Source organism: Buttiauxella gaviniae ATCC 51604, from assembly GCF_001654835.1.
GTDB classification, from domain to species: Bacteria; Pseudomonadota; Gammaproteobacteria; order Enterobacterales; family Enterobacteriaceae; genus Buttiauxella; species Buttiauxella gaviniae.
Map to the genome: position 1 here is coordinate 351,377 of NZ_LXEP01000015.1, position 17,810 is coordinate 369,186.

The following is a 17,810-nucleotide window of genomic DNA, read 5'->3' on the forward strand; positions in this document are numbered from 1 at the left end:
TAATACTCTGGGTAATTCGAGTTGCCCACGTTCCTGCAACTCGAAGTATGCCGGGTATATACCTGAGGAAGCTCGCTCTGAATATGAAGCAAGGTTTGCAATTACGGCTTAGCCAACAACTTGCTATGACTCCACAGTTACAGCAGGCAATCCGCCTGTTGCAGTTGTCAACGTTAGAGCTTCAGCAAGAACTCCAACAAGCCCTGGAAAGTAACCCACTGCTTGAGCAAACCGATCTGCATGAAGAAATTGAAACTCAGGAAGTTCGTGAAAACGAAGCGTTAGATACCCGTGAAGCTCTCGAACAAAAAGAGATGCCTGACGAATTGCCGTTAGATACCAGCTGGGACGAGATCTACACCGCGGGCGCGCCATCAGGAACAGGCTCTGATTACAGTGATGACGAATTGCCGGTTTATCAAGGGGAAACTACCCAGTCACTTCAGGATTACCTGATGTGGCAGGTCGATCTCACTCCGTTCTCTGATACCGATACTGCCATTGCGACATCTATTGTCGATGCTGTCGATGAGATGGGCTATCTCACGGTTTCGCTGGAAGAAATTCTGGAAAGCATGGGCGATGAAGAAATCACGATCGACGAAGTAGAAGCGGTACTTAAACGCGTCCAGCGTTTTGATCCTGTTGGCGTTGCCGCACGCGATCTCCGCGATTGCTTGCTCATCCAACTTTCTCAGTACGCCAGAGAAACACCGTGGCTGACCGAGGCACGACTGATTGTCAGCGATCATCTGGATCTACTGGCCAACCATGATTTCCGTAGCCTGATGCGCGTCACTCGCCTGAAAGAAGAAGTTCTGAAAGAGGCAATGTGCCTGATTCAGTCTCTGGATCCACGCCCAGGCCAATCGATTCAAACCAGTGAACCCGAATATGTCATTCCCGATATTCTGGTCAAAAAGATTCAGGGGCGCTGGACGGTAGAATTAAACGCCGACAGCATTCCACGCCTTAAAATTAATCAGCAGTACGCTGCAATGGGTACCAATGCCCGCAATGACAGCGACTCACAATTTATTCGCAGTAACCTGCAAGAAGCGAAGTGGTTGATTAAAAGTCTTGAAAGCCGCAACGATACGCTGCTGCGCGTCAGTCGCTGTATCGTTGAGCAGCAACAAGGTTTTTTTGAGCACGGCGAAGAGCACATGAAACCGATGGTTCTTGCTGATATTGCCCAAGTAGTCGAAATGCATGAATCGACTATTTCCCGTGTGACCACGCAAAAATATTTGCACAGTCCACGCGGCATTTTTGAATTGAAGTATTTCTTCTCAAGCCATGTGAATACCGAAGGCGGAGGCGAGGCCTCATCTACGGCGATTCGGGCACTAGTGAAGAAATTAATTGCTGCGGAAAACCCTGCGAAACCTCTGAGTGATAGCAAGTTAACGACTATGCTATCCGATCAGGGGATCATGGTGGCACGCCGCACTGTTGCGAAGTACCGAGAGTCTTTATCCATACCACCGTCAAATCAGCGTAAACAGCTGGTATGACTTAACCGATAAGGAAGACACTATGCAGCTCAACATTACAGGACAAAACGTCGAAATCACTGACGCACTGCGCGATTTTGTGAGTACGAAGTTTGCCAAACTGGAGCAGTACTTCGATAGAATTAACCAGGTCTACATTGTGTTAAAGGTTGAAAAGGTCACGCATATTGCCGATGCAACGCTTCATGTGAATGGTGGTGAAATCCATGCAAGCTCTGATGGCCAGGATATGTATGCGGCAATTGATGGCTTAATTGATAAACTGGCGCGCCAGTTAACCAAACATAAAGATAAACTAAAACAACACTGATAATCCGGGCAACTGTTCCAGCATAGACGGCTCGTTACTTAACGGGCCGTTAGCATAACAGGGTGCTTAGGTGAACTTATGATGAACAACGATTCTGCTCTACAACTTAGTAATGTCCTGAACAAGGAATGTACTCGTACCAACGTACATTGCCAGAGTAAAAAACGTGCACTGGAAATCATCAGTGAGCTGGCAGCAAAGCAACTCGGCCTGCCACCACAAGTGGTTTTTGAAGCCGTGCTGACGCGCGAACGTATGGGGAGTACCGGTATCGGTAACGGTATCGCTATACCTCATGGGAAGCTGGAAGAAGATACCACCCGCGCGGTTGGGGTGTTTATTAAACTGGAGACCCCTATCGCATTTGATGCGATTGATAACCAGCCGGTAGACCTCATGTTTGCGCTGCTTGTACCGGCGGATCAAACAAAAACGCATTTGCACACATTATCTCTGGTGGCAAAGCGTCTGGCAGACAAAACAATTTGTCGACGCCTGCGTTCTGCGCAAAGCGATGAAGAGCTTTATCAGATCATTACCGAAACAGAACATGGTAGTGAAAGTGAATAATCTGGCTGTGATTGTGTTGACATCACAGCAAGAGAAGTTGGGGGAGTGAAAAAATGGTGCTGATGATCGTCAGCGGCCGCTCTGGTTCAGGGAAGTCTGTAGCCTTGCGTGCACTAGAAGATATGGGATTCTACTGCGTAGATAATCTACCAGTGGTGCTGTTACCTGATCTTGCCAAAACTCTCGCAGAGCGAAAAATTTCTGCGGCAGTGAGCATCGACGTGCGTAACATGCCGGAAAACCCGGAAATTTTTGAACAGGCGATGAGTAATCTGCCTGACTCATTTTCGCCACAATTATTATTCCTCGACGCCGATCGCAATACGCTGATCCGTCGTTATAGCGACACGCGTCGATTGCATCCACTTTCCAACAAAAATCTTTCGTTAGAAAGTGCAATTGATGAAGAAAGTGACCTGCTGGAACCACTGAAATCCAGAGCTGATCTGATTATCGATACCTCTGAAATGTCAGTGCACGAACTTGCGGAAATGTTGCGTACGCGCCTGCTCGGCAAACGTGAACGCGAATTGACTATGGTGTTCGAGTCCTTCGGCTTTAAACACGGTATTCCAATCGATGCTGACTACGTATTCGACGTACGATTCCTGCCAAACCCGCATTGGGATCCGAAGCTTCGTCCGATGACTGGTCTCGACAGACCTGTCGCTGCGTTCCTTGACCGTCACACCGAAGTGCACAATTTTATCTACCAGACACGCAGTTATCTTGAGCAGTGGTTACCGATGCTGGAAACCAATAACCGCAGCTATTTGACTGTGGCAATTGGTTGTACAGGCGGTAAACACCGTTCAGTTTATATTGCTGAACAACTGGCAGACTATTTCCGTTCGCGCGGGAAAAATGTGCAATCCCGTCACCGTACGCTGGAAAAACGCAAAACATGACAGTAAAACAGACCGTTGAGATCACCAACAAACTGGGCATGCACGCGCGCCCAGCAATGAAACTGTTCGAACTGGTGCAAAGCTTTGATGCCGAAGTAATGCTGCGTAACGAGGCTGGCACGGAGGCGGAAGCCAACAGCGTGATTGCATTGCTGATGCTGGATTCCGCTAAAGGTGGACACATCGAAATTGAAGTTACCGGGCCTGAAGAAGAGCAAGCCTTGAATGCGGTTATCGCCCTGTTTAATTCAGGTTTTGACGAAGACTAATTTACTTCAGCTCATTCTGCGCCATGAATGACTCGCCACCCAACTGGCGCATCTGGCGCAATATCCATTGCTGCCGCTGGTGTACATAGCCAGAAGGTGCATTCGCTTTAAAGCGAATCGGATTGGGCAATACAGCAGCCAGCAATGCCGCTTCTGATGCCGTCAGACGGCTTGCTGGTTTGTGGAAATAGCGCTGTGAAGCGGCTTCCACACCAAAAATCCCCTCGCCAAATTCCGCGATATTTAGATAAACCGTGAGAATGCGGCGTTTAGTCCAGACGGCCTCCATACCCAGCGTTAGCCCAGCCTCAAGACCTTTACGGACATAGCTTCGTCCATCCCACAAAAACAAGTTCTTGGCAGTTTGCTGAGAAAGTGTCGATGCGCCGCGAACGCGATTTTCATTACGTTCATTATGGGCAATGGCCTTTTCGATAGCATTAACGTCAAATCCCCAGTGGTTGGGAAATTTCTGGTCTTCTGCCGCAATAACCGCAAGCCCCATCAACGGTGAGATCTCATCCATACTTACCCAATCCGAGTGAGCTACGTAACCGAAATCACCGCTAAACCAGGCGCTGAGCTGCCTCTCTACCATTACGGCTGAAAACGGCACAGGCAAAAAGCTAAACAGAATAACCCCCGCCAGCCAGACTCCGGCGAAAGCCAGTACACCGCGAAATAGCCAGCGCCTCAGGGTACTCAAGAGCGCAATTCGCCCTTTCTTCATGCAGTCATATCCATAACGCGAGCGACCAGTTTCTCGATGCCCAATGCGGCTTCATCAATACGTGTTGCCAACATATAAGCTGGCGTGGTCACTACTTTTTGCTCTTCATCAACCACGATATCATCGACCGGGCAAGGGACATGTTCTGCCCCCATCTCTTCAACTATTTCTGCGGTGTCGATATCCGTGCCAATGGTCAAACGCACTGGTACATCAAGAATCTTTGGCAACATCACAGGAGCAATACAGATAAAACCAAGAGGCTTACCCTGCGCGTGACAATCCCTGGCAAGGCGGCGTAAATCGCCATCAATCTGACACTCACTACCTTTACTGGCAAAATCGCACAGATTTTTTGCCGCACCAAAGCCACCTGGAACAATCAACGCATCCAGTTCGTTAGCATCGGCCAGCTCCAGTGGAGTAATAGCCCCCCGGGTAATTCGAGCAGCTTCAACCAGTACATTACGATGCTCAATAGACTTATTATTAGTCAGGTGATTAATAACTTCTGCTTGAGGTTTATCAGGTGCAAAACAAACAGCTTCAGCGCCAGAGCGAGCGATTGCCAATAGAGTAATAACAGCTTCTTGAATCTCGCTACCGTCGTAAACCCCACTGCCACTAAGCACCACACCAATCTTCTTCATTCGGCCATTCCTATTGATCATGCGATAGTTATCATCAGTTATTATGATTTGATCGCTATGCTTCACACATTTTACTGATTCACGTAACAAATCATTTAAGATTTGCTATCTTAATGCCTGAGCAGCATACGAGATTATCGGCTGCGCCGACTGGATAAAAACTTATAACTTACGGCGCAACCGGGCTTTTCCCTGGTGTTGGCGCAGAATTCGCGCACCCCGGTTTATCCGGGGTCATTTTTTGGGGGCGTTAGCAACCCAGGCTTTCAGAACATCAACATCGTGTTGCCATTCATGCTTCAATTCTTCAATCCACTCACCCACATTTTCTGACCAGGCTGGTAAGTCCGGCGACTGAATTTGCTGAGCAACTTGCTGTAAATGGCGCAATCCAATAGATCCCGCAGCACCTTTAATTTTATGGCCTTCTTCCACCACACCTTTCTGGTCGCGAGCGGTCATATTGGAATCCAACACACTCAGGTAACCCGGCATCATTTTTTCAAACATCGCCAGTCCATCAGTAATCAGTTTTGGTCCTACTAAGTCCATGTACTGCTCAAGCATCGGAATATCGAGCAAGGCTTGTTGCTTTTCACTATTAACTTGAGACATTGGAGACTCCTTTTCAGACTCTGATTTTTGGTTGTCCCAGAATTTTTGGATCATCGCCATCAACGCCGGAACTGCGAGTGGTTTGCTCAGCACATCATCCATGCCAGCATCCAGATACTCTTTTTTATCTTTCAATACGTTAGCAGTCAAGGCCACCAGCGGCGGTAAATCTTCACGGGCGTAACGTGTTGTCAGCTGACGGGAAATATCCAGCCCCGTCATATCAGGCAACTGAATATCCAATAGCACCAGGTCATATTCTCCCGGGGTGAATTTTTCTAACGCCTCTTTGCCTGTCATTGCGACATCTACGCTATTACCCAACTTTTCAAGCACCGAGCGTGCAACAATCACGTTGAGCTCAATGTCTTCCACCAGCAACACGTGCAACGCTGGCAGCGGCATTTCGTCGTCTTCAAGGGTATCTTCAACTTCATCCGCCACGCGCGGTGCCTGAATTGTCAGGGTAAACAGAGAGCCTTCACCCGGCTTACTGCTAACGGTAATATCGCCACCCATGCTCTTAGCCAGACGGCGCGATACCGCCAGACCAATCCCCGTACCGGTTGCTGGTTTACCACCGTGGCTATCTTTCACCTGATAATACATGGCGAAGATCTTGTCCTGCTCATCCTGCGGAATACCAATACCGGAATCCTGCACTTCAAAGCGCAGCGTATTCTCTTCTTCATACTGCACACGCACAGCGACTAACCCGCCTTTCGGGGTGAACTTCACGGCGTTGCTGATGAGGTTCCAGAGAATCTGGCGCAAACGCGTACCGTCCGTCACCACTTTATGCGGCAACGGTAGGGTTGGGTTCATTTCAAGCGTCAGCCCTTTTTGCTGCGCCTGCAAGCCGGAGAGGTTTTCGAGATCAGCAAGGAAACTGATGAAATCAATTGGTTGGTTATCAAGCTGAACCTTACGGCGTTCAAGCTTATCCATATCAATGATATCGTTGAAAATATTACCCAGCGTGATCGCCGAAACGTGAATGGTCTTGAGATAATTTGTTTGTTCAGCATTCAGTTCGGTATCAAGTAAGATACGGCTTAAACCGACGATACCGTTCAGCGGTGTACGTAGTTCATGGCTAATCGTAGAAATGAAGGTAGTTTTGTCGCGGCTGGCGCCCTCAAGCGCATCCTGATAACGCTTACGCTCAGTAATATCGCGACCAAAGCCCATCAAGCCATGGCGTTTGCCGACACGGTCGTAATAAGGCACTTTACGAATTTCAAAACAGGCTTTACGCCCATCGGGGTAATCCAGCCATTGTTCGTAGGTAAGGGAAACATTATGACGAAATACTTTTTCGTCCGTTTCGATAACCTTCTGCGCCGCTTCTGGCGAATAGACATCTTCCGGTTTCAAGCTAATCAGCTGTTTTTCGCTTTTGCCCGTCAACAGTTCCATCGCACGGTTACAACCCGAAAACTCTTTGTCCTCATTGCGATAGAAAACCAGGTCCGGGGAAGCATCAAGGAAAGAGCGTAAGAATGACGACTGCTGCTCAAGCTGGAGTTGCGTCTCTTCACGCTCCTGCATCTCAACTTTCAATTGCTCAAGCATGGTACGGCGTTCATCTTCGGCTTTAACGCGGTCGGCAATTTCCTGGTTCAACTGTGCAATGTTGTCTTTGAGCTGCACATTGAGTTTTAGATCGCGTTCGCGCATCTCTTCAAGTTTCTGCACCAGCTTTGAAAGCCGCTGGCGCGACTCTTCGAGCTGTTCAACCACCACGGATAGGAAATAGACGGCCCAGGGCGTAATTAACAGGCCAAAGAAGATAGAACGGACAACATCAATACTTTCAACCTGGCCACGTAACAGCATGGTCACGGCCATTTGCACCACAATAGCCAACACCACAAGGGCAGAGGCCAGCAACAACGAGAAGCGCACTAATCCGAGCTTCACCATCAAATCAACGTAATATTGTGCCAGTAACCGGATTTGCTTCATGGAACGTTTCCCTCGTCATCAATCAGCTAAATATACCGCACGCTTAGGGATTACAACAGAATTGCCGGGCTCCATGGTGTACCTATCGCCGAACCTTGTGTGCCATGCTCAGTCAGATACTTATCGATAGCGCCCATTCCGGCCCAACGATTCTCACACCACAGTGGTGCCAACAGGGTTGGCTGCCGTGCGTTAGCCGAAATGCGATGGAACACGACATCAAGCGGGGTATGGCGAATCATCTCCCCGGCGACTGTCGCATACTCTTCTAATTCAATCGCCTGCAACCGCCCTGCCTGCCAGCTTTTGGCCATCGTGCTGCCGTTGACGATATGTAATGGGTGGAGTTTGATACCGTCCACGCCTGTCTCAACGACTTTTTCCAGCGTCTCCATACAGTGATCGTGTTTTTCACCCGGCAAGCCGACAATCAAATGGCTGCACACTTTTAAACCCCGGGTACGGGCCCGGTGCGTGGTTTCCTGGTAGCAGGCAAAATTATGCCCACGATTAATACGATGTAGAGTTTTATCATGCGTCGTCTGCAAGCCCAGCTCTAACCAGACCTCATAGCCTTTCTCATGGTATTCGCTTAACAAATCCAGCACGCTGTCCGGTACACAATCCGGACGTGTGCCAACGCATAGCCCAACAATAGATGCCTTACTGACGGCTTGTTGATACATCGAACGCAGTACCTGTACTTCCGCCCACGTACTGGTGTACGCCTGAAAATAAGCAAGGTAGTGCTGCGCGCGATTCACCAACTGCGACTGGCGCTCCAGTTGATCAGCTATAGAGTGGTTTTGTTGGGTTTCATCGGCAAAAGAGGCCACATTGCAAAAAGTACAGCCGCCACGTCCAATAGTGCCGTCTCGGTTTGGGCAACTGAAACCGCCGTGCAGCGTGAGTTTATGGACCTTATGGCCGTAACGACGCTGAAGATCCCCACCAAACATATTGACTAATTTTTGTAACTGCATAATCTGATGGGCCGCCCTGTAAAAGGGACGTAGCCTGCCATTATCTGACCAATTTAGCGATGACCTGGATCAATCGCTTAGGCGCAGCTTTATCTGTTGCATAACAATGCAAAATTAGTGCAATTTTACGCACGCATAAGATGATTACTTTTCCTTATATTGACCCTCTATTTTTAAAGAATATGTGCCCATGTGAAAAACAGTGGCATACAACACGCCAGACCTCATTGATAGCACAAGATCCTGCCAACTTAAGCATTGCCAGCACGGTCTGGAATTTTGCAGCCCGCCAGATAGTGAGAGAGATCACAATACCCAGGCGATCCTCCTGCCGCTTAAATACGATAAAAATGATAATAAAATGTTTACATTCATGATGTTAAATACCATTTAGCACATAATCGTATAAATAAGAATGCCATTTGACCTGTGTGCGCTTTCCCGATAACTTGGAAATCCGCTGGAAGCTTTCTGGGTGGGTTCTGTGCCCACCATATTTATGCAGTAATTAAGATTCCCTCTAAAGCAAGTCCTCAATACTTGTGCAACCGGATGCGTTAGACATAAAGAGGGCGACACGCGAGGTGAGCGTAGATGCGCAAACCCCGTCGCCATGCCCTTGCTGCGTCTGGACGCAATCGGTATCGGGAATCACGTAGAGCCTGGGGAGGTTCACTGATATGTTGTACGATAAATCCCTTGAGAAGGATAACTGTGGTTTCGGCCTGATCGCCCACATAGAAGGCGAACCTAGCCACAAGGTAGTGCGTACTGCTATTCACGCACTGGCCCGAATGCAACACCGTGGAGCAATCCTCGCCGATGGTAAAACCGGTGATGGTTGTGGCCTGCTGTTGCAAAAACCTGACCGTTTCTTCCGAATCGTTGCGGAAGAACGTGGTTGGCGTTTGGCAAAAAATTATGCGGTAGGCATGATTTTCTTAAACAAAGACGACGCGCTGGCAAGTGCAAGCCGCCGCATCGTTGAAGAAGAGTTGCAAAACGAGACCTTGTCGATTGTCGGCTGGCGCGAAGTGCCAACCAATGAAGACGTACTCGGTGAAATCGCCCTCTCCTCAAAACCTCGCATCGAACAAATTTTTGTTAATGCTCCGGCTGGCTGGCGCCCGCGTGATATGGAACGTCGCCTGTTTATCGCCCGCCGCCGCATTGAGAAACGCATCCAGGATAAAGACTTCTACGTTTGTAGTCTCTCCAACCTGGTTAACATCTATAAAGGTCTGTGTATGCCGGCAGATTTGCCGCGCTTTTACCTGGACCTGGCGGACTTACGCCTGGAATCAGCTATTTGCCTGTTCCACCAACGTTTCTCCACCAACACCGTACCACGCTGGCCGCTGGCTCAGCCGTTCCGCTACCTGGCGCACAACGGTGAAATCAACACCATCACCGGTAACCGCCAGTGGGCACGCGCCCGTACCTACAAGTTCCAGACTCCATTGATTCCGGATTTGCATGACGCAGCGCCATTCGTGAACGAAACCGGTTCCGATTCAAGCTCCATGGATAACATGCTCGAGCTGCTGTTAGCAGGCGGTATGGATATTGTTCGCGCCATGCGTTTACTGGTTCCACCAGCCTGGCAGAACAACCCGAACATGGACCCAGAGTTACGCGCTTTCTTCGACTTTAACTCCATGCATATGGAGCCATGGGATGGCCCGGCCGGTATCGTTATGTCCGATGGGCGCTACGCCGCCTGTAACCTGGACCGTAACGGCCTGCGCCCGGCGCGCTACGTCATCACTAAAGATAAGCTGATCACTTGTGCTTCTGAAGTTGGGATCTGGGATTACCAGCCTGACGAAGTCATCGAGAAAGGCCGTGTCGGTCCTGGCGAGTTGATGGTTATCGATACGCGTATTGGCCGAATTCTGCATTCAGCTGAAACCGATGCCGATTTGAAGAGCCGCCACCCGTATAAAGAGTGGATGGAAAACAACGTCCGTCGCCTGGTGCCGTTTGAAGATTTACCAGACGAAGAAGTTGGCTCCCGTGAAATGGATGACGATACCCTCGCAAGCTTCCAGAAACAGTTTAACTACAGCGTAGAAGAGCTGGATTCTGTGATTCGTGTGCTGGGTGAGAATGGCCAGGAAGCTGTGGGTTCAATGGGTGACGACACCCCGTTTGCTGTACTTTCTAGCCAGCCACGTATTATTTACGACTACTTCCGTCAGCAGTTTGCGCAGGTAACTAACCCGCCAATCGACCCGCTGCGTGAAGCGCACGTTATGTCACTGGCAACCAGCATTGGCCGCGAAATGAACGTCTTCTGTGAAGCAGAAGGCCAGGCTCACCGCCTGAGCTTCAAATCGCCAATTCTGTTGTGGTCTGATTTCCAGCAGCTGACAACGCTTGAAGAAGAGCATTATCGGGCTGACACGCTGGACATCACTTACGATGCTTCCACCCAGTCGCTCCACGAAACCGTCAATACACTGTGCGATGAAGCTGAACGCATGGTTCGCAATGGCACCGTTTTGCTGGTGCTGTCTGACCGTAACATTGCTAAAGATCGCCTGCCCGTTCCGGCACCGATGGCGGTTGGCGCGATACAGACTCGCTTGGTCGAGAAAAATCTGCGTTGCGATGCGAACATTATCGTTGAAACGGCAAGTGCGCGTGACCCGCACCACTTCGCTGTTCTGCTCGGTTTTGGTGCCACGGCAATCTATCCATACCTCGCCTACGAAACACTGGCGAAGTTAGTCGACAGCACTGCTATCGAAAAGCCGTACCGTGCAGTCATGCAGAACTACCGCAACGGCATCAACAAGGGTCTGTACAAGATCATGTCCAAAATGGGCATCTCGACTATCGCCTCTTATCGTTGCTCTAAGCTGTTTGAAGCGGTTGGCCTGCATAAAGAAGTTTCTGAACTGTGCTTCCAGGGCGTTGTTAGCCGTATTGGTGGTGCAGGCTTTAACGACTTCCAACAAGATTTGTTGAACCTGTCTAAGCGCGCATGGCTCGCTCGCAAGCCGCTGGACCAGGGCGGGCAACTGAAATACGTTCACGGTGGTGAATATCACGCTTACAACCCGGACGTGGTTCAGACGCTGCAAAAAGCAGTAAACAGTGGCGAATACAAAGATTATCAAGAGTACGCGAAACTTGTGAACGAGCGCCCGGTGGCAACACTGCGCGATATGCTTGCTCTGAACCCGCAAGATGAAACAGTCAAGATTGAAGATGTTGAGCCTGCCACTGAGCTTTATAAACGTTTCGATACTGCGGCGATGTCTATCGGTGCATTGAGCCCGGAAGCACACGAATCGCTGGCAGAAGCGATGAACAGCATCGGCGGCAACTCCAACTCTGGTGAAGGTGGTGAAGACCCTGCGCGTTACGGCACCAATAAAGTGTCCCGTATCAAACAGGTGGCTTCTGGACGCTTCGGTGTGACCCCGGCTTACCTGGTGAACGCCGATGTTATCCAGATTAAAGTCGCTCAGGGTGCTAAGCCTGGCGAAGGTGGTCAGTTGCCGGGTGATAAAGTTACGCCGTATATCGCAAAACTGCGTTATTCAGTACCTGGCGTTACGCTGATTTCACCTCCGCCGCACCACGATATCTACTCTATCGAAGATTTGGCGCAGCTGATTTTCGACCTGAAACAGGTCAACCCGAAGGCGATGATCTCTGTCAAACTGGTTTCCGAACCAGGCGTTGGCACCATCGCAACAGGTGTGGCGAAAGCCTATGCCGACCTGATTACTATCGCCGGTTACGACGGTGGTACCGGTGCAAGCCCGCTGTCGTCAGTGAAATATGCAGGTTGCCCGTGGGAACTGGGTCTGGTGGAAACACAACAGGCACTGGTTGCGAACGGCCTGCGTCATAAGATTCGCCTGCAAGTTGATGGCGGCCTGAAAACGGGCTTAGACATTATCAAAGCCGCGATTCTTGGCGCAGAAAGCTTTGGTTTCGGTACCGGTCCAATGGTCGCATTGGGTTGTAAATACCTGCGTATTTGCCACCTGAACAACTGCGCAACCGGTGTTGCAACTCAGGATGAAAAACTGCGTAAAAACCACTATCACGGCCTGCCATTCAAAGTGACAAACTACTTTGAATTCATTGCCCGTGAAACACGTGAGTTGATGGCGCAGTTAGGCGTGAAGCGCCTGGTTGACTTGATTGGCCGTACTGACCTGCTCAAAGAGCTGGACGGTTTCACTGCCAAACAACAAAACCTGGATCTGTCGAATCTGCTGAAAACAGCGGAGCCTATGCCGGGCAAAGCAGTCTACTGGACTGAAACGAACCCGCCATTCGATAAAGGCGACCTGAACGCTCAACTGCTCGCTCAGGCGAAGCAGTATGTTGATGACAAGCAGAGCAAAACGTTCTGGTTTGATATCCGCAACACTGACCGTTCAGTGGGTGCCACATTGTCTGGTTATATTGCACAGCATAATGGCGACCAGGGGCTTGCAGCCGATCCGATTAAAGCGCATTTCAGCGGTACTGCCGGGCAAAGTTTTGGTGTATGGAACGCCGGTGGCGTTGAGTTACACCTGATTGGCGATGCCAACGACTACGTCGGTAAAGGTATGGCTGGCGGTTTGATCTCGCTGCGTCCTCCGGTAGGTTCATTCTTCCGCAGCCACGAAGCAACCATCATAGGCAACACCTGCTTGTACGGTGCAACAGGCGGCAAACTTTATGCTGCAGGCCGTGCGGGTGAGCGTTTCGCTGTGCGTAACTCCGGTGCGATTACCGTGGTAGAAGGCATTGGCGATAACGGTTGTGAATACATGACTGGCGGCATTGTCTGTGTCATCGGCAAGACGGGCGTGAACTTTGGTGCAGGTATGACCGGTGGTTTCGCTTACGTGCTTGATGAAGATGGTGATTTCCGTAAACGCGTTAACCCTGAGTTGGTTGAACTGCTCAACGTTGATGAGCTGGCTATTCACGAAGAACACCTGCGCGGAATGATTACCGAGCATGTGCAACTGACGGGTTCCCAGCGCGGCGAAGAAATTCTGGCTAACTGGCCGGAATTTGCCTCGAAATTCACGTTGGTTAAACCGAAGTCCAGTGATGTTAAAGCATTGTTGGGTCACCGCAGTCGTTCCGCAGCTGAGCTGCGGGTGCAGGCGCAGTAAGAGGTCACGATGAGTCAAAACGTTTATCAATTTATCGACTTACAGCGCGTTGATCCGCCAAAGAAACCGCTCAAGATCCGTAAAATTGAATTTGTGGAAATTTACGAGCCGTTCTCAGAAGGCCAAGCCAAAGCACAGGCAGACCGCTGTTTGTCTTGTGGCAACCCGTACTGTGAATGGAAATGCCCGGTTCATAACTACATTCCAAACTGGCTGAAGCTTGCCAACGAAGGGCGCATTATTGAAGCGGCTGAACTGTCTCATCAGACAAACAGCCTGCCGGAAGTGTGTGGACGTGTTTGCCCACAAGACCGTCTTTGCGAAGGTTCTTGTACGCTGAACGACGAGTTTGGTGCCGTCACCATCGGTAACATCGAGCGCTATATCAACGATAAAGCGATTGAGATGGGCTGGAAACCAGACCTGACGGGCGTTAAGCAAACCGGCAAGCGTGTTGCCATCATCGGTGCTGGCCCTGCTGGGCTTGCATGTGCTGATGTGCTGGCACGTAACGGTGTGAAAGCTGTGGTTTATGACCGTCACCCAGAAATTGGTGGCCTGCTGACCTTCGGTATTCCAGCGTTCAAACTGGAAAAAGAAGTGATGACCAAACGCCGGGAAATCTTCAGTGGCATGGGCATCGAATTCAAGTTGAACACCGAAGTGGGCCGTGACGTTCAGATTGACGACCTGCTGAAAGAGTATGATTCCGTGTTCCTGGGTGTTGGCACTTATCAGTCAATGCGCGGTGGTTTAGAGAATGAAGATGCAACAGGCGTATTTGACGCCCTACCGTTCCTCATTGCTAACACCAAAAAGATCATGGGCTTCGGCGACTCACCAGAAGAGCCGTATGTGAATATGGAAGGCAAACGCGTTGTGGTACTTGGCGGTGGTGATACCGCGATGGACTGCGTGCGTAGTTCTATTCGCCAGGGTGCAACGCACGTTATCTGTGCTTACCGCCGTGATGAAGAGAACATGCCGGGCTCTAAACGCGAAGTGAAAAATGCGCGTGAAGAAGGTGTTGAGTTCCAGTTCAACGTGCAGCCACTGGGTGTCGAAGTGAATGGCAACGGCCGCGTATCAGGTGTGAAAGTGGCTCGTACTGAGCTGGGTGCACCGGATGCCAATGGCCGCCGCCGCCCAGAAATTGTCGCTGGTTCAGAACACGTTGTGCCTGCCGATGCGGTGATTATGGCGTTTGGTTTCCGTCCACATGCCATGCAGTGGCTGGAAAAACATAGTGTTGAACTCGATAGCCAGGGCCGTATTCTGGCACCGGAAGGTAGTGATAATCCATTCCAGACCAGCAACCCGAAAATCTTTGCTGGCGGTGACGCCGTTCGTGGTTCCGATCTGGTGGTAACTGCAATCGCTGAAGGCCGTAAAGCGGCTGACGGGATACTGAACTTCCTTGAAGTGTAATTTGTCTGTCAGGTAGCGATTCGCTTACCTGACTTATCAATACGAAAAGCCCGGTGATATGAAAATCACCGGGCTTTTTTATGTTCTATCAGACTGCTTTATTTCACAGCTTTGTGCATCATCGGTCCCTTAACCGCCCCTTCTTTAACAACACCAGCCCCACTAAACGGCTTCCCATCTATTGCATCGTGAGTCCGTACTGCTTCAGGATGAATCCAGCGCTGAATCCGTGATGGCATATCCAGGCCAATCAGCAGAATGACTACAAAGGTCAGGCTAAACGAAAGCGACGCAAGTGCAGTGCCTAAATCGAGGCGCTGAGCAATAGTGGCGCCAATTATCGGAGCCAGTGCACCACCCAGCGCACCAACGTTATAGGTAAAGCCCAGACCCGCAGCACGCTGTTCGGTATCGAAATAACCACCAATCAGTTTTGGTAAAATACCTGCGATTCCTTGCCCCAACATCTGTTGTAAGAACAACAGCAGACCCAGCACCCAAATGTTACCGCCACCAATAGCAAATACCGGAATAATCAATAATTGCGACGCCAGGAGGCTGCAGACATAAGCTTTGCGAGTACCTAACCAATCACCGAGGAAACCACCTACACAGCAACCGACTGCAGCACCAAAACCGCTAAAGAACAGGATATGTGCAACGGTTTTTGGGTCGTAGGCCAGCTCAGTTTTCAGATATGTTGGTAACAGTGCCTGAATAGGCCATGAATAAAGGAAGGCAAAGAACACCACAACCATCAGTGTGACACCTGTTGGCCAGCGCTTACCGCTGCTTTGCACCATAAAGCTGATGAACACCGCAGCACATATCAAACCTAGTACAGCAATAAGTACCGCGTTGCCAAGGTTACCGGCAAAACAGAAGTAAAGCGCCGTTGCAACGACAACTGTCAGGCCAATATTGATAACCCGATGCTCGCCACGGTACAAAATATCCACCATGGTTTTGGTTGGTTTTGTATCAGCAAACTTCTCTTTCCAGTCTTCTGCTTCCGGAATATTTTTACGCAGCCAGAGCGCAAAGATAATAGGCAAAATACCGATGAAGAACAGCGCGCGCCAGCCCCATGCCGGTACCACAACGCTATATACTTGAGCTGCAATTACCGCTCCTACAGAGAAGCCTGAGATAAGAAAGCCACTCGCCTTATTACGCATATGTTTAGGCCAGCTTTCGATGACATAGGTGGCACTAGACCCATATTCACCAGCCATCCCCATGCCAATCAGCAGACGAGCAAGAAACATCGTCGTAAAGCCTGGAGCAAAGCCGCATGCCAGCGTACCGAAAGAGAACAACACGATGCTGGTTATCATCGCAAGCTTTCGGCCATAACGATCGCCCATTGCACCTAGAACCAGACCGCCAAACCAGCGCGAGATAAAGGCCGCAGAGATCAAACTCGCCGCCTGAACAGTGGTAAGGCCAAATTCACTTTGAATTTCAGTTAGTACTAACGCTATCAAGACAAAATCAAAACCATCCAATAAGTAGCCAATCCAGGCGGCTGAAAATGCTTTCCATTGCGGCTTAGTTAAATGGCGATACCACGGGATCCGTTGGGCAGTGTTATTCATAAAGCACTCCCGGTACGAGTTCGTAAAAACTCGTCCTTTAGTTGGGTCTGATTAGGTATGGTTTACAACACCATGGTTTATTTATCTCATTCAGAACGCTACACGTTCTTCCTGAAGCTGGGCTGCGAGTGCTTTAAGCTCTGGTAGATAATGCTCTTCCACTGGCGAGAATGGTTTGCGACACAGCGGTACAGCAACAACATCCATGTAATGCAGTAAAGTTTTCAGTCCACGGAAAACACCCACTTTAATCAGTACATCAATAACTTTATTACATTCACTTTGAAGCTGACTGGCACGTTGCATATCGCCGCTCTGAACTGCTTGCCTTATTGCCTGGTAGCGCCATCCCATTACGTTGTAAGTACTACCAATACCACCATCTGCTCCTGCAACCAGACCAGATGCAAAGATCTCGTCATAACCGTTGTAGAGCACCAGATCTGGATGGGCACGACGGATCTGTTCCATTTGGTAGAGATCACCCGACGTCTGTTTTAATGCTCCCACACCCGGCAAATTGATTAAGGTATCAATTTGCTCGAGAGTGAGTTTCACGCCACTTAATGCTGGTATGTTGTAGACCACCATTGGCAAACCTTCAGATGCATCAATTACTGCGCGGTAATGATCGCAATGTTCATTGAAACTAAATGGATAGTAGAATGGTGTTACGGCGGAGACGGCATCAAAACCGTAGCGGTGTGCGGCACTCGCCAGCACCTGGCTCTCATGAGTACTGATACTGCCTACATGCGCAATCAGAGTTATTTTACCTTTGGCTTCTTCAGCAACGATTTCGAGCACTTGCTCACGTTCCTGCGCACTCTGTAGAAAGGCCTCTCCTGTCGATCCCCCTACGTAGATACCATCAATACCCTGTTCAATGTTGAAACGAACCAGACGGCGCAAGCTGTCGGTATCTACCTGTTGTTGCTGATTGAACGGAGTAAGCAGTGCGGGCATCACACCGCGAAGATTCTGTGTCATATACGCCTCTATTGTTGTCTGGTTTATTAACATAACGATATACCTTTATACCTGTTATACCAAATCAAAAAGTAAACACCACATCACTAAGCGCTCAGGATGCGATCTTGCTCATATGAAATTATGATGGTTAATG

Annotated in this window: 13 protein-coding genes; 7 read left to right on the forward strand and 6 right to left on the reverse strand. The window is 49.7% G+C overall.

From position 1 onward, the window contains the following. Positions 1–83 precede the first annotated feature (83 nt). The 5 genes from rpoN to npr all read left to right on the forward strand — a co-directional run bounded on the left by rpoN (position 84) and on the right by npr (position 3,574). Positions 84–1,517 (forward strand): RNA polymerase factor sigma-54, encoded by a 1,434-nt coding sequence (gene rpoN / locus M977_RS08740; RefSeq protein WP_064514102.1) that lies wholly within the window; start codon positions 84–86, stop codon positions 1,515–1,517. Positions 1,518–1,539: 22 nt separating this feature from the next. Beyond that, positions 1,540–1,827, forward strand: a complete 288-nt coding sequence (gene hpf, locus M977_RS08745; protein WP_064514104.1) for a ribosome hibernation promoting factor — start codon at positions 1,540–1,542, stop codon at positions 1,825–1,827. A 78-nt stretch (positions 1,828–1,905) separates the two neighbouring features. Further along, positions 1,906–2,397, forward strand: coding sequence for a PTS IIA-like nitrogen regulatory protein PtsN (gene ptsN, locus M977_RS08750; RefSeq protein WP_064514106.1), 492 nt, complete (start codon positions 1,906–1,908; stop codon positions 2,395–2,397). Between the two features lie 53 nt (positions 2,398–2,450). Then, positions 2,451–3,305 carry an RNase adapter RapZ gene (rapZ, locus tag M977_RS08755; RefSeq protein WP_064514108.1) on the forward strand — a complete coding sequence of 285 codons (855 nt, stop codon included), beginning with the start codon at positions 2,451–2,453 and terminating at the stop codon, positions 3,303–3,305. Continuing rightward, entirely contained in the window at positions 3,302–3,574 is a 273-nt protein-coding gene (gene npr / locus M977_RS08760) for a PTS phosphocarrier protein NPr (RefSeq protein ID WP_034459769.1), read from the forward strand. The genes rapZ and npr overlap by 4 nt, the downstream gene beginning before the upstream one ends. A gap of 1 nt (position 3,575) precedes the next feature. Here the strand turns inward: npr and mtgA are convergent, their stop codons facing one another. The 4 genes from mtgA to mnmL form a co-directional block, all read right to left on the reverse strand. Further along, the gene (gene mtgA / locus M977_RS08765) at positions 3,576–4,304 is read right to left on the reverse strand and encodes a monofunctional biosynthetic peptidoglycan transglycosylase (protein WP_064514110.1); all 729 of its coding nucleotides are present in this window, start codon (positions 4,302–4,304) and stop codon (positions 3,576–3,578) included. Next, positions 4,301–4,954 (reverse strand): isoprenoid biosynthesis glyoxalase ElbB, encoded by a 654-nt coding sequence (gene elbB / locus M977_RS08770; RefSeq protein ID WP_064514111.1) that lies wholly within the window; start codon positions 4,952–4,954, stop codon positions 4,301–4,303. Before elbB ends, mtgA begins: the two co-directional genes overlap by 4 nt. Positions 4,955–5,188: 234 nt before the next feature. After that, positions 5,189–7,537, reverse strand: a complete 2,349-nt coding sequence (arcB, locus tag M977_RS08775) for an aerobic respiration two-component sensor histidine kinase ArcB (protein WP_064514113.1) — start codon at positions 7,535–7,537, stop codon at positions 5,189–5,191. 50 nt (positions 7,538–7,587) lie between these two features. Continuing rightward, a complete protein-coding gene (gene mnmL / locus M977_RS08780; protein ID WP_064514115.1) occupies positions 7,588–8,520 on the reverse strand; it encodes a tRNA modification radical SAM protein MnmL/YtqA in 933 nt (310 codons plus the stop codon). Positions 8,521–9,200: 680 nt separating this feature from the next. Between mnmL and gltB the strand changes: the two genes are divergently transcribed. Beyond that, the gene (gene gltB / locus M977_RS08785) at positions 9,201–13,658 is read left to right on the forward strand and encodes a glutamate synthase large subunit (protein ID WP_074392009.1); all 4,458 of its coding nucleotides are present in this window, start codon (positions 9,201–9,203) and stop codon (positions 13,656–13,658) included. A 9-nt stretch (positions 13,659–13,667) separates the two neighbouring features. Then, on the forward strand, positions 13,668–15,086 hold the full coding sequence (locus M977_RS08790; RefSeq protein WP_064514117.1) for a glutamate synthase small subunit: 1,419 nt from the start codon (positions 13,668–13,670) through the stop codon (positions 15,084–15,086). A gap of 98 nt (positions 15,087–15,184) precedes the next feature. On the opposite strand, the gene M977_RS08795 is transcribed toward M977_RS08790, so the two are convergent. Then, entirely contained in the window at positions 15,185–16,684 is a 1,500-nt protein-coding gene (locus tag M977_RS08795; protein ID WP_064514119.1) for an MFS transporter, read from the reverse strand. 90 nt (positions 16,685–16,774) lie between these two features. Continuing rightward, positions 16,775–17,674, reverse strand: coding sequence for an N-acetylneuraminate lyase (nanA, locus tag M977_RS08800; RefSeq protein ID WP_064514121.1), 900 nt, complete (start codon positions 17,672–17,674; stop codon positions 16,775–16,777). Positions 17,675–17,810: the final 136 nt, after the last annotated feature.

Excerpts from the sequence above, each read along its gene's own strand:
- mnmL (WP_064514115.1), bottom strand. The coding sequence starts at position 8,520 with ATGCAGTTACAAAAATTAGTCAATATGTTTGGTGGGGATCTTCAGCGT.
- gltB (WP_074392009.1), top strand. The coding sequence starts at position 9,201 with ATGTTGTACGATAAATCCCTTGAGAAGGATAACTGTGGTTTCGGCCTG.
- M977_RS08795 (WP_064514119.1), bottom strand. The coding sequence starts at position 16,684 with ATGAATAACACTGCCCAACGGATCCCGTGGTATCGCCATTTAACTAAG.
- ptsN (WP_064514106.1), top strand. The coding sequence starts at position 1,906 with ATGATGAACAACGATTCTGCTCTACAACTTAGTAATGTCCTGAACAAG.
- hpf (WP_064514104.1), top strand. The coding sequence starts at position 1,540 with ATGCAGCTCAACATTACAGGACAAAACGTCGAAATCACTGACGCACTG.
- nanA (WP_064514121.1), bottom strand. The coding sequence starts at position 17,674 with ATGACACAGAATCTTCGCGGTGTGATGCCCGCACTGCTTACTCCGTTC.
- rapZ (WP_064514108.1), top strand. The coding sequence starts at position 2,451 with ATGGTGCTGATGATCGTCAGCGGCCGCTCTGGTTCAGGGAAGTCTGTA.
- npr (WP_034459769.1), top strand. The coding sequence starts at position 3,302 with ATGACAGTAAAACAGACCGTTGAGATCACCAACAAACTGGGCATGCAC.
- mtgA (WP_064514110.1), bottom strand. The coding sequence starts at position 4,304 with ATGAAGAAAGGGCGAATTGCGCTCTTGAGTACCCTGAGGCGCTGGCTA.
- M977_RS08790 (WP_064514117.1), top strand. The coding sequence starts at position 13,668 with ATGAGTCAAAACGTTTATCAATTTATCGACTTACAGCGCGTTGATCCG.
- rpoN (WP_064514102.1), top strand. The coding sequence starts at position 84 with ATGAAGCAAGGTTTGCAATTACGGCTTAGCCAACAACTTGCTATGACT.
- arcB (WP_064514113.1), bottom strand. The coding sequence starts at position 7,537 with ATGAAGCAAATCCGGTTACTGGCACAATATTACGTTGATTTGATGGTG.
- elbB (WP_064514111.1), bottom strand. The coding sequence starts at position 4,954 with ATGAAGAAGATTGGTGTGGTGCTTAGTGGCAGTGGGGTTTACGACGGT.